Origin of the sequence: Mycobacterium liflandii (assembly GCF_022354805.1) — a bacterium.
In the GTDB taxonomy this organism is placed as follows: Bacteria; Actinomycetota; Actinomycetes; order Mycobacteriales; family Mycobacteriaceae; genus Mycobacterium; species Mycobacterium marinum.
On the sequence record NZ_CP023138.1, the window covers coordinates 3,549,799 to 3,561,890 of the forward strand.

Below are 12,092 nucleotides of genomic sequence, written 5' to 3' on the forward strand. Positions count from 1 at the left end.
TCATCACAAGTGATGCATACTGCTTTGGTGACGACATCGGATCGGGGCGCGCCCGCCCAGGCGAACCGCTCGGAGCGGCGTAAGCGGCGCACCCGCACGGCCCTTCTCAGGGCTGCGCAACGATTGATCGCCGAAGGCAAACTCAATGTGCCGGTGCTGGAAATCGCCCAAGCTGCCGACGTCGGCATGGGCTCGTTCTACAACCACTTCGATAGCAAGGAGCAGTTGTTCGAGGCCGCTGTCGCCGATGTGCTGGACGCACACGGGGCGCTGCTGGACCGGTGTACCGCGTCGATCGAAGACCCCGCCGAAACGTTTGCTGCCAGTTTTCGGCTGACTGGCAGACTCTTCCGGCGCCGCCCGCAAGAGAGCGAGATCCTGTTGGCCAATGGCGCGGCCCTGCTGTCCTCGGACCGGGGACTGGCTCCTCGGGCCCTGCGTGACATCAAGGCCGCTTCCGATGCGGGTCGGTTTCGGGTAGAGGACCCGGAACTAGCGCTGGCCATGGCCGGCGGGGCGCTGCTGGGCCTGGGCACCTTGTTGCGGGCCGACCCGCAACGGGACGGCTGTGCGGCCGCCGACGCGGTGACCGAAGACCTATTGCGCTTATTCGGACTCGATGCCGAGCAGGCTCGCGCCATCTGTCGACGCCCACTGCCGGACCTGGACGGCTGGGATCAACCCGACTCGGCCGCGTGATGGCCGCCCTGGGGCGGCGTGTTTGCCGCTTTTCGCGCAGGTAGCCCTAGTGTTGGCCGACGGCGTGGGTCCGCGGACGATTTCGCGTATCCGTCGACCACAGGGCCGCACAACTCGGGCACTGCAGGTGCAACTCGGTCGCGCGATTGCTCAGTAGATATTGCCAATGGGTGCCGCAGTTGCGGCCGCTACGGCAGTCCTGGCATGTGTCGCGGCCCCACGGGCAGCGTGGGCACGGTAGCCAAGCCCATCGGGAGGCATCGGCGTGTGGATCGATGGGCAGCATGGGCGTGCAACCAGCCTTTCTGTCGCTGGAAGTTAGGGTAGGCTACCCATATGGGCAGCGCAACCCGAATGGCTTGCCGGCCGCCTGGCCGGTGGCTTGGTTCTCGTCAGAGTCGCTGTCGCACAGCGCTTTACGGGCAGAGTTAGCCGGGCGTCGGCGGCGATCGTCGCGCAATCATGACCGGAACATGGGTCAGTAGCACCACCGCGGCGCTGACCGAACCGAACAGCATTGCGGCAAATCCGCCGCTGCCATGGCTGCCGATCACCACCAGCTGGGCTTGCGTCGAGCTGTCGACAAGCTCAGGTGCGGCGTTGTTGCGCGCGATGATGCGGTGAACGGCGACGTCGGGGTACCTCTCGGTCCAGCCGGCCAGTCGCTCGGCCACGATCTGGTCCTCTCGGGAACGCAGCGTCCGCCAGCCCGGACCGGGAAAGCCGACGATCGGATCAAACACATTCGGCGGTTGCCACGTGTGCACCACGGTCAGATCGACCTTGCGACGTGAGGCCTCGTCGAATGCGAGCGCGATCGCCAGTTCCGAAGTCGGGGAGCCATCGATGCCGACCAGTACCGTGGACCGCTCCCTGTCGGGATTCAAGTCGACGTCATCGTGGATGACGACCACGGGACAGTGCGAGTGATAGATGAGGCCGGCGCTCACCGAGCCCAGGTGGCGTCCCCGCAGGGTGCCGGTACCGAGGTATCCGACCACCAGCAAGTCGGCGTTTTTGGACATGTCGACCAACGCAGACACCGCCGTCCCGCTGGGCATTTCCAGGTTGATCTGGTTCGGGCCGCGCTGACAGCTTTCGTTGGCGATCTGCAGGGCCTCGTCGAGCAGTTGTTGGCCGCGTTCTCGCAGTTTGCCGGTGTGTTGCGGAGCTAACGAGGAACTCAGCCGGGTCCCCGCGGTGGTGGGCAGCACATGAGCCAAAGTCAGTGCAACGTTGCGCAACTCGGCGTCGCGCGCAGCCCAGCGGATCGCGATCTTGGAACCGGGCGAACCGTCGACGCCGACCACAATCCCGGGATGTTTGCCGAACCTGGACATTGGTTTGCCTCGTTCCCCCTGCCCTTGGATGCTATCGGTGCGCCGTGGGGTTGGCGGGCGAATCAGTGACTGTGGTTGCCGTCGCGGGTTTCCGGCACGGCCGGTCCTTTTCGGTGCGCGGCCGGCCCTCGCCCGTCAGGTGTTGGCGTCGCGGTGTGGGGGAGTTCACTCGGCCCTAGCCGGGCGGCAGGCCACTAGCACCAACCCGAAGGCGAAAACGATCGCGGCTACCCATGGAAATCTGCCGGACGGTGCGAAGCCCTCGGTGGCGATGAACCACAGGAAGTACGCTGACATGGCGGCGCCGGTCAGCATGACCGACTCGGCCCACCGCGCCGGCAGCGCCACACCGACCGTGGGCAGCGGAGCCTCGAAGAGGCGCCGAAGCCACCACAGCATCACCATCTCGACCGCGGTGACCAGCATCAGCACCACCTCCCACTCCAGGCGGGCCAACCACCAAGCCGTTGTTCCGAGCTCCGGTTGCGGCAACAGCCCAGCCGGATAGGCGACGACGGCCACGATCACGACCGGCACCATGTGCCACAGATAGAGCGCCATCACGTTGTTGTTGGCGAACGACAGCACCCGATGAACCCGTCCGGATCGCGGTGCGCGATTGAGCGCAGGCGCGGCCATCACCGCGATTCCGGCTTGCAGGCATCCGAACGCCAGCATGGCAGCCGTGGGCGGTGTGGTGTTCTGTACGGCTTGGCCGGGAACGCCGATCATGCTGATCGGATAGTGGCCGATCCAAATCAACAGGGTCAGCGCAATCGCTGACACGGCAGCTAGCACCGCGGGTCGGCTGCCCGTCAACAGCCCTGTTTGCCAAGCGATTCCGAGCTGGTAGAGCATGCCCCAGCAGAACAAGTAGTTCAGCCAGCCCAGCTGGGGGAGATGGCCCCCCAGGGAAACCGCGTCTACCGCCACCACGGCCGCCGCCAGTGCCAGCGGTACGACCAAGCCCCAGCGATCATGTGCGGCAATGGCAATGGGGGTGAGGGCCGCGAGCACCACATAGACGGCGAGAAACCACAGGTGCATCGCCACCGCCCAACCCGCATAATCCAGCACCGAGCCGGGCACGCCGAAACCGCGCAGCGTGACCACTATTGCCGAGATCAGCCCGACATACACCGCCGTGGGGCCGAGCACTCGGGCCAGCCGATGCCGCACCCAAGCCTCGCGCGAGGCACGGTCGCCGTCGTAGTGGTGTCGCCACGACACCGCACCGGCATAGCCGGCGACCAGAAAAAACACCGGCACCGCCTGGAATGGCCAGGTCAGCCACTGCGTCCAGGGCAACTCCACCAGTGGGTTCTGCCGACCGAACCGCCCATCGTGATAGGTGACGGATCCGGCCAGCCAATGCCCTGCGACGATGAGCACCACACCGGAGACGCGGTAGTAGTCCACCGCAAGGTCGCGCACCGGTTTCTTGGCGCCTGTGTTGGGCCGCGTTTCGGTTGGCGTTGCCTGATGATCGACCTGGCGGGCTCGGTCGCCCCTTCGCTTGCCGATTACGTCACCCACTCCGGCTGAGCCGCGACATCGACGGCACTGAAGTCCTTGTGCGCGAGGCCGGCCACGGTGCCGCCGTCGACCACGAATTCCGCGCCAGTCGAGTAACTCGACTCGTCGCTGGCCAGGTAGACGACCAGATTGGAGACTTCCATGGGTTCGGCGGCACGGCCCAGTGCGGTCTGGAACAGGTCCTCGGGGACCCACTCGGTCATTGGCGTCTTGACCAGCCCGGGGTGGATCGAGTTCACTCGAATGCCGCTGGGCCCCAACTCGAGTGCGGTGGATTTCGTCAGCCCGCGCACAGCGAACTTGCTGACCGTGTAGCCGTGGCTGGCGATGGTGCCGGCCAGCCCTTCGATCGATGAGATGTTGATGATCGATCCGCGGCCGGCCTCCTTCATGGGCTTGACCGCGGCGCGGATCCCCAAAAAGACACCGGTGACGTTGATGTCGAGGATCCGCTGCCATTCCGACAGCGCATAGTCCTCGATGGTCCCGATGTTCAGGATGCCGGCGTTGTTGACCAGAACATGCAGTCCACCGAACTCGTTGACCGCGGTGTCCACCGCGGCCGTCCACTGCTCGGGCTGGGTGACGTCGAGGTGGACGTAGCGGGCCGCGTCGCCCAGTTCGGCGGCGACGGCCCTGCCCTCGTCGTCGAGGATGTCGCCGAGGACCACGTGAGCGCCTTCGGCCACCAGCGCCCGAACATGCGATGCGCCCATGCCGCGTGCGCCGCCACTGACCAATGCGACCTTTCCGGTCAACCGCCCAGCCATAGCCTCTCCTCGTCGCTTCGTTGCGTTGCCGAACCTAGGTTCATATTGGTCGGGATTCCGCCGATTCGTCCACCTCCGGTGGCGCCAGTGCGGCCGCGGGCTCGATGTGCTTGCACCGTCCGACGAGCTCAGCGAGGCTGGCGTCGTCCTCGGCATCGCCCGGAACCGACAAGCTGATCCCCGAGCACACGCCCGAATACCACTCGGCCAGGATGTGGGGGATCTCCGGGTAGCTGCCCTGGGGCACAACGAGATCCATTACTTCGTCGGTGAGGTGGCCGGCGAGATCCGTCCAGTCCGCCCGATGGGCCATCTCGGAGAGGGCCAGCCCGACATCTTCGAGGCCGAAGTACTCCAGCTGTCGGCGATACGCGGGGGTGCTGTACAGGAACGCCAACTCGGCGCGACGGGGCTCGCGGAGGCGTTCGACGCCATCGTGGGTCGCGGCCATCATGGGCTGGGGATTGGTCACCACGGCGGGACCGCCGTCGGCTCGCTGGGCGGTCGCGGCCCCCTGCGCCAGAGCGGGAAGCGTGCTCGCCCGCAGCACGCGCGGGTGTGAGTTGGTGGGGTGACACACGAAGCCGTCCGACAACTCGCCGGCCAGGTTGCACATGCGCCGGTTCACCCCACCGGTCCAGATCCGCGGCGCCCGATGAGCTATCGGGCCCGGGTTGAAGTAGGGCTGCAGCCGCTCGAATCGGTAGTGCGGTCCGCTGTGATGCAGGGGCGCGCCGGTCTGGAACGAATCGAAAATCGCGCGTAGCGAATTCACGTAGTCGCCCAGGCGCGACACCGGGTCCGACCACTCGGTGGAGAATCGGCCGACGATGTTGCCGCGCACCTGCGAGGCGATCCCGAGCTCAAAGCGGCCATCGGAATACTTCGCCAGATCCCATGCGGCGTAGGCGGTAAGCATCGGACTGCGCGGAAAGGCCACGATCATGCTGGTGCGGACGATGATTCGCTGGGTATGAGTCAGCGCCAGCGTTGCCACGGTGAACGCGTCATGAATGGTTTCCGGAACATGGATCACGTCGAAGCCCAGCCGCTCCACCCGCTGTGCCCAAGCGGCGACGTCCTTGAGGTCCATTCGTGGCGGCCAGGACGCGATCATCTGCATGGCGCGCCGCGTTGACTCGCTCACCGGGCCAGCCCGCCCAACAGCAGTGTGGTGGTGTGGTCCATCCAAGCGGCATCGAGATCGCGTTCGTTTGCCAGGGCCATCATCACGGTTCCGCCGATCATGTCCAGCAAGATCCGGGCGTCGACGTCGGGGGTGGCTTGCCCGCTGGCCGCGGCGTGGTCGAGGAAGCGCTGCAGTTGACCGTAGCTGCTGCTCTGTAGCCGGCTGAGTAGCCGGGCCGAAAGGCCGGGCTCGGAGGGCAATTCGGCCATCAGCCCGGACAACGCGGAATGCACCGCCGGTCTGCTGAACAGATCGATGGCGGCACGCAGTAGTGCGCGGATGCCCGATTCGAGTCCATCGGTCAACGGCAGCTCGGTACTGGTCGGGTTGGGAAAGACCGCCTCGTATACCAACTCGATCTTGGTGGGGAACCGGCGGTAGACGGCCGGGGGAGTGGCGCCGGCCCGCGCCGCGACCAGGGGAATGGTGAGCCGGGCATACCCGATCTCCTCGAGGAGCTCGGTCGTCGCACGCAACACCGCGGCATCGATGCGGGCATCCCTCGGTCGTCCCTGCGATCGAACTCGAGGTTCGGGCTGGTCAGTCCATGCCGTTGACTCCATTACGATCGGATCGTAATGTAATTCACACCGCGAGACAATGGTGCGGCACTGTCGAGAGGCAGAACGGCGGCCCGGACCCATTTACCCCGACTCGTGGATGCGGCCGTCCGATGCCGACGTTCGTCCGGACTCCGAACATGCGCGATCCGCACCCTGCGCTGTCGCTATGGTCGAATGGGCTGCTCGTCCTTGATATCCGTCCCCCCCCCCCCCAGATCTTTTGATCCGCATCTTTCATCGTGCTTGGACAGCGGCGACCTAGATACCACCGGAATCAAGCGCGAATGATTAGTGCGCAGGACGTCTCCGGCTAAAACGCCGGCCGGGTAGCGCCAACATTCTCCGTGGCGGGGCACCCCGGAGTTGTTGCCGGCTTTTCCGCTCCCACCGGCGACGCCGGCGGGATGTTCTTGATTGTCCGGACGCTGATGCGCGCGCCGCGGCTTGGTATCAAGGTGACGTACTTTAGCGTCGGCGTCTCATCGGCCGCCGTTGTGGTTATCAATTCGGCCCGCCGCAGGACCTCACGTAAGACAACTCTCATTTCGACGAGGGCGAAGGTGGCCCCGAGGCAGCGGCGAGCGCCGCCTCCGAACGGTAGCCAGGTGGTCGGCCCCGGAGATACGCCTATCATCCGATCTGGGTCGAATCGGTCGGGATCGGGATAGAGCGCGGCGCTGGCATGCACCAGCCCGATTCCCGGCAGCGCCCATGCCCCAGCCGGTAGCTGGTAGCCGGCCACCTCGACGGGCGCTGCAAGCACCCGGCCCACCGCGAATGCCAGCGGGCGGATCCGCAACGTTTCCTTTACTACCGCGTCGAGGTATTCGTCGCCGGCGGCATCGCCTGCCGCGCTGGCGTGGGCCGCCGCCACCGCCCTCGTCAAGATCGTTGGGTGGCGGGTCAGGCGCTCTAGCGCCCAGGCCAAGCCTGTCGCGCTGGTGTCATACCCGGCCACTAGCAACGTGACGAGTTGGTCACGTAGTTCGCGGTCCGTCATTGCATTGTCGTTGCCTTCAGTGCGGATCAGCATCGCCAGCACATCGGCGCGTTTGCCTAGTTCAGCGTCGTTGCGACGGTCGGTGATCTCCGCGTACAGGAGGTTATCCACATCGGCAATTCGCTTTCGCAGCCCTCGCCACGGACGGTGGCTGAGAAGCTTCGGATTGGCGAGCGCCAAGGTGCCCCAAGGGCCCATGCTCAGCAGCCGCGGCACGGCCGTGCGCAGCGCCGCGAGGCGAGCCGGGTCGGTGGCGCCGATTACCGTCCGCAGGATCACTTCCAAAGTGATCTCAGACATCCTCACGGTGACCGGGAACGTTCTTCCCGCCGGCCACCCAGCGACATTGTCCGCGGCGATCTCAGCCATCAGCCCGGCTTGGCGGGCAACGGCGTCGCGGTGGAAGGGGGCCAGCATGGTGCGTCGCCGGCATCGATGCGCTTCTTCATCCAGCACCATCAACGAGCTGTCCCCGATCAAGCCGCTCAACAGCGCATTCGCGTCGCCCGCGTGGAAGATGTGGGTATCGCCGGTAAACACCGTCTTGATGTCGCCAGGATCGGCCAGGTATACCTGCGTGCCCATCCTCGCGGTCCGCAGTGTGAATACGTCGCCGTACCGGCGCCGGCAGGCGGCCAGAAATTGCGGCCCGCGCAGCAACATCAATGCGGCTTGTAGTGACCGAGAAAATGGTGGCCCTGGCGGCAGAACGCCAGAATTATTATGGGGCACTGGCAAATCCTATGGCTCGTGCTTTTATAAAAGTCGACTATGCGGTCAATTGCCGTTATTTTGGCGTAGATGCCATTGGTTTCAATGCTTCAAACATCGAAACCTTAACGCTACGTAGGCATTACCTGCGGAGACTGTTGCTGTTGAAGACTCATGCAAATTCTGCCGTCTGCAAATCGGACAATTTTTCTGACGTCGTCGGTGTCAAATTACCAAAGCTCGCGACACCGTGCAACCAATACTGGATTCATGACTAGAATGCGTAACTAGAATTCACAATTAGAATTTAGAACTAGAATTCATCAATAGAATTAGCGCAAGGATATTTGGGGGGTCCACAAGTATCCGGGTGGACGATCTCGATCGGCGTTTCGGTCCAGAGCGGCCGATCGCCGCTGGGGATCGGGCACGGGAGATAACCGCGCTAAAGCTTGCGCAACAGGGCCGCCGCGCGAACGTCGTCACCGACGGTGAACTGGAGGTGTGTCACCCCGTCGCGTTGCTCGGAGCGGATGGTGACCGTTTCGCCAAACTTGATCGGGCTGCGGTACTCGAGCACGGCGCGGTAGGGGGCCGTCAAGGTCGTCTGTTGGCTGAGTATCTCGTGTATGCCGTGCCAGTAGATGGTGTTGTTGACATGCTCAAACGGATCAATATCTGTGCGACGCAACGGAAATGGTGTGTCCACACCGGCCGTGATCGGCTCGGTGAGCCAAGGCCGCCACTTGAGCCGGTGGTCGTCGGTGGTGCTGCCGAAGCGGGTCAGGAAAGCATCGGTGAGTCGTGACGGAGTCAAGGTGTCCTTGTTGACGCACAGCCAGAAGCCTTCGGTTTCGATCCGTCCACCGTGCGAGCCCTCCAACTGAACGCGCATGTTGCACCATCTGGTGGAAAGGGCTGCGCACCAACGACGGAAGGTGATCTCGCTGGGTAGCTCGATCGGCTCGATAACGTCGATCACGGTGCGCAGGACGATCCAATGGGGGTGGACCTCGGCCAATTCGGCATCGGCGAGATGCTCGGCGCCAACTTCTTGGATGTAGCGCGCGACACCATCGAGGCGTAGCCGCATGTGTTCGTCGATATCGGTGGTGGCCAGTCGCCAGCTTGTTCGGTATACGTATCCAGCACCGGGGAGGGCGACCAACGGCGCTTGGGCGTCAGTGTTGTCCGGCACGTCCTGTCCTCACTGTTGTTGACTTGCGCCGTCGTGACCATGATCGCTGAGCAGCTTCTCCAGCTGCTCGCTGGCGATGTTCAACTTCGATCGGAACATCGATACCACCCGGTCGCGCACCCTCGGCTTGTGCTACAGGGGCGGGAGCAAGTCGGCTAGCAGGTTCAACCGCGCCGAACTCAGCCAGTCGGTGAGCTCGACATCGTCGAGCCAGCGCTGAAAGTTTCGAAGGTCGGAGTGTGTCAGCCGCATCCAGTCCAGATCGGTATCCGGATGTGGAATCGGGGTACAGAGCTCGTTTTTCACCCAGGGCTCCGGCGTTGTTGATTAGCAGGCTTGTGAGCTGGGTTGATGATCTTTGGTGCCGCGCTATTGGGGCCGGAGTGTAGGCACGGGCTATCTGGAGAACGATCGAGTTGGTTACTGTTCGTCGTTGGTCTGGAGTTGCCCGTGCCTACCGTTTCAGTATTGCCTGTGTCGTCGGTTCCAGAGGTGTTCGACCGCTGGAGTCCTGGTGAGCGCAGCGAGCTCATCGGATCGGAGTTTCTCGATGTGTTGGCCTCGGTGCCGGACCCGAGGGACCCACGCGGTCGGAGGTATTCGCTGATGGCTTTGTTGGCGATCGCGGTTCTGGCCACTGCCGCGGGGATGCGCGGCTATGCTGTTTTTGCTACATGGGCGGCCACCGCTCCCGATGATGTGTTGGCCTAATTAGGGGTCCGGTTCCGGCGGCCCAGTGAGAAGACCTTCCGCGCTGTTTTGTCTCGGCTAGACCCCGCCGACCTCAACGCCAGGATGGGCAGTTACTTCACTGCACACGTGGCCAGCAGCGACCCCAGTGGATTGGTGCCGATCGCGTTGGACGGCAAGATGCTGCGTGGTGCTTTACGCGCCAAAGCGACAGCCACGCATCTCGTGTCGGTGTTCGCCCACCGTGCCCGATTGGTGCTCGGTCAACTCGCTGTCGCCGAGAAAAGCAATGAAATTCCCTGCGTACGTGCCCTGCTCACGCTGCTGCCGGGTAGCTTGCGGTGGCTGGTCACCGTGGATGCGATGCATACCCAGGTCGTCACCGCGAAGTTGATCTGCGCCACCTTGAAGTCGCACTACCTGATGATCGTCAAGTCCAACCAAGCCAAAATACTTGCGCGTATCACCGCGCTGCCCTGGGCCGAGGTGCCCACAGCCGCTACCGACGACTCCCGCGGCCACGGCCGTGTCGAGACCCGCACCCTGCAAATCATCACCGCTGTACGAGGAATCGGCTTCCCCTACGCAAAACAAATCATCCGGATCACTCGTGAACGCTTGATCACCGCCACCGACCAGCGCAGCGTGGAGGTGGTCTATGCCATCTGCAGCCTGCCGTTCGAGCACGTCCGCCCTACCGCGATCATGACCTGGATGCGTCAACACTGGGGAATCGAGAACAGCCTGCACTGGATACGCGACGTCACCTTCGACGAAGACCGTCAAAGGGCACATACCGGAAACGGCGCACAGGTCCTAGCAACGCTACGCAACACCGCGATCAATCTGCACCGCCTCAACGGCGCCGACAACATCGCCGAAGCCTGCCGGATCACCGCTTTGACCGCCAACCGCCGCCTAGACCTCCTCAATCCACAATTCCCCAGCTCACAAGCCTGCTAATCAACAACGCCGGAGCCCTGGTTTTTCACCGAGTCCCCGTCGTAGGCGAGTTCCACGTGCGCGGTAAAGGCGGCACTGAATACCTGCTGGCATCCGCGTACCGCCTGCAGGGTGAGGTGATCGCCGTCGAAGACGGGTTTGGCCGGGCGCTGCGGTGCGCCGTCGGCGGTGCAGTCGACATAGAGGGCCGACCCTGAGCAGGGGACCGATCCGCCGTCGACCACGATCTCGGTGGAGTCGATGCGCTGGACGTGGCCCAGCCTCACCACGTCCTCGATGCGGCGCAGTTGGTCGAATTCGGGCTGTGACACCGTCGCGCACCGATACATGGTTGGCCGTACCGCAGGGTCGAGCCGAAGCAATGTTCCGGCCTTTTCGAGCCGGTCAAACAGATCCCGGATCGATGTTGCTCTACCGATTGCCTCGAGAGTGATGCCGTAACTATCGCGGAACTGCTTGATGAATGTCGGCCCGGGCTGCAGCGTGGCGCGGTCGATCAGCCACGCGTCTCGGGGCTTGATCCAGGTCAGCTGGCCGGGATCGACGCTATTGCGTAGCAACCAAAGGCAGACATCCATGGCGGTCTTGCCCGCGCCGACGATCACGTACCGGTCTTTTCCGGTGAACTTGGGCAGATCGTTGGGCGCAATGCAGTCGATCCCGGGCGCCACCGGGTAAGGCGTCGGCCGCATGGACGGCACGACGGCACGCAGGTAGGTGGCATCGACGATGCGACGGCTGACGGTGACCTGGTGTTCTGCTCCACCCAGGGTCCGGAACCGGCCATCACCGAGGTATTCGGTCATCGGGAAGTACTCGACCCGGCCGGTGGGAAGAAACTGCTGCTGCATGACGGCGTCGAAGTAGGCGCAGATCTCGCCGACGGGTGCGAGTTCGTTCAGCCCCTGGTTCCAGCCGACGGCGTCAATGGTGTTGTTGCCCAATGGCCGTGAGTTGACGCCGTAGTACGCCGACGGTTGATGCAGCCGTACGAAGGGGTAAGCCGTGGTCCAGTGCCCACCCGGCGCATGCGCGCGGTCGACGATAACCACCCGCGCATCGGATTCGGTGATGAGCGTGTCGGTGAACGCCATTCCCATTGCACCGGCTCCCACCACGAGGTAATCGGCTTCAATGGCTTTTGCTGGCGCCTGCACATGCTCTCCTTCGCGCATCGGTATGGGGCGACACTGAAGCCGCTGACGGTACGCGACCCACCGTCGCCCTGGCGAAGCGCTCCTTTGCTACCGCCGCGCCGAATGGAGTCTAAGCCCGCGCGCCACTGGACCGACCGTGGATGGGCCGCGGCAAGCGACGCGCGGGAGCCCGCAGGGGTGTCTGCGGAGCACCTCCGGGTGTATGACTGGTTGGGCTGCATGTTTGAGGAGGCCCCATGACGGACCCGAACACCCGAGAACGCACCTATCGATCAG

Annotated in this window: 9 protein-coding genes and 3 pseudogenes; 3 read left to right on the forward strand and 9 right to left on the reverse strand. The window is 64.0% G+C overall.

What is annotated here, in order from left to right; genetic code table 11:
- The first annotated feature begins 12 nt into the window (after window positions 1-12).
- Entirely contained in the window at window positions 13-699 is a 687-nt protein-coding gene (locus tag CKW46_RS15930; protein WP_117435955.1) for a TetR/AcrR family transcriptional regulator, read from the forward strand.
- Window positions 700-1,127: 428 nt separating this feature from the next.
- Here CKW46_RS15930 and CKW46_RS15935 read toward each other — a convergent pair whose 3' ends face one another.
- From CKW46_RS15935 to CKW46_RS15960, 6 genes are all read right to left on the reverse strand, one after another.
- On the reverse strand, window positions 1,128-2,039 hold the full coding sequence (locus tag CKW46_RS15935; protein ID WP_020725455.1) for a universal stress protein: 912 nt from the start codon (window positions 2,037-2,039) through the stop codon (window positions 1,128-1,130).
- A gap of 165 nt (window positions 2,040-2,204) precedes the next feature.
- Entirely contained in the window at window positions 2,205-3,473 is a 1,269-nt protein-coding gene (locus tag CKW46_RS15940) for an acyltransferase family protein (RefSeq protein WP_238559603.1), read from the reverse strand.
- An 89-nt stretch (window positions 3,474-3,562) separates the two neighbouring features.
- On the reverse strand, window positions 3,563-4,345 hold the full coding sequence (locus CKW46_RS15945; RefSeq protein ID WP_012394675.1) for an SDR family oxidoreductase: 783 nt from the start codon (window positions 4,343-4,345) through the stop codon (window positions 3,563-3,565).
- Between the two features lie 40 nt (window positions 4,346-4,385).
- Window positions 4,386-5,468: an LLM class flavin-dependent oxidoreductase gene (locus CKW46_RS15950; protein ID WP_015355743.1), complete on the reverse strand. Its 1,083-nt coding sequence runs from the start codon at window positions 5,466-5,468 to the stop codon at window positions 4,386-4,388.
- Window positions 5,469-5,488: 20 nt separating this feature from the next.
- On the reverse strand, window positions 5,489-6,013 hold the full coding sequence (locus CKW46_RS15955) for a TetR/AcrR family transcriptional regulator (protein WP_020725453.1): 525 nt from the start codon (window positions 6,011-6,013) through the stop codon (window positions 5,489-5,491).
- Window positions 6,014-6,407: 394 nt separating this feature from the next.
- Window positions 6,408-7,829, reverse strand: coding sequence for a cytochrome P450 (locus tag CKW46_RS15960; RefSeq protein WP_482053352.1), 1,422 nt, complete (start codon window positions 7,827-7,829; stop codon window positions 6,408-6,410).
- On the opposite strand from CKW46_RS15960, the gene CKW46_RS15965 reads away from it, so the two are divergent.
- A complete protein-coding gene (locus CKW46_RS15965) occupies window positions 7,775-8,086 on the forward strand; it encodes a hypothetical protein (RefSeq protein ID WP_482053512.1) in 312 nt (103 codons plus the stop codon). The two genes, CKW46_RS15960 and CKW46_RS15965, sit on opposite strands and share 55 nt — an antisense overlap.
- 167 nt (window positions 8,087-8,253) lie before the next feature.
- On the opposite strand, the gene CKW46_RS15970 is transcribed toward CKW46_RS15965, so the two are convergent.
- Together CKW46_RS15970 and CKW46_RS15975 are read right to left on the reverse strand one after the other, a co-directional pair.
- A complete protein-coding gene (locus tag CKW46_RS15970) occupies window positions 8,254-9,006 on the reverse strand; it encodes an acyl-[acyl-carrier-protein] thioesterase (protein WP_015355746.1) in 753 nt (250 codons plus the stop codon).
- A gap of 9 nt (window positions 9,007-9,015) precedes the next feature.
- Window positions 9,016-9,312: pseudogene (locus tag CKW46_RS15975) on the reverse strand (NAD(P)/FAD-dependent oxidoreductase); the annotation flags it as partial.
- Window positions 9,313-9,456: 144 nt separating this feature from the next.
- Between CKW46_RS15975 and CKW46_RS15980 the strand changes: the two are divergent.
- Window positions 9,457-10,659 (forward strand): annotated as a pseudogene (locus tag CKW46_RS15980) (ISAs1-like element IS2404/ISMul1 family transposase).
- A gap of 17 nt (window positions 10,660-10,676) precedes the next feature.
- Here CKW46_RS15980 and CKW46_RS15985 read toward each other — a convergent pair.
- Window positions 10,677-11,834, reverse strand: a pseudogene (locus CKW46_RS15985) (NAD(P)-binding protein); the annotation flags it as partial.
- Window positions 11,835-12,092 lie beyond the last annotated feature (258 nt).

Excerpts from the sequence above, each read along its gene's own strand:
- CKW46_RS15935 (WP_020725455.1), bottom strand. The coding sequence starts at position 2,039 with ATGTCCAGGTTCGGCAAACATCCCGGGATTGTGGTCGGCGTCGACGGT.
- CKW46_RS15945 (WP_012394675.1), bottom strand. The coding sequence starts at position 4,345 with ATGGCTGGGCGGTTGACCGGAAAGGTCGCATTGGTCAGTGGCGGCGCA.
- CKW46_RS15950 (WP_015355743.1), bottom strand. The coding sequence starts at position 5,468 with ATGCAGATGATCGCGTCCTGGCCGCCACGAATGGACCTCAAGGACGTC.
- CKW46_RS15930 (WP_117435955.1), top strand. The coding sequence starts at position 13 with ATGCATACTGCTTTGGTGACGACATCGGATCGGGGCGCGCCCGCCCAG.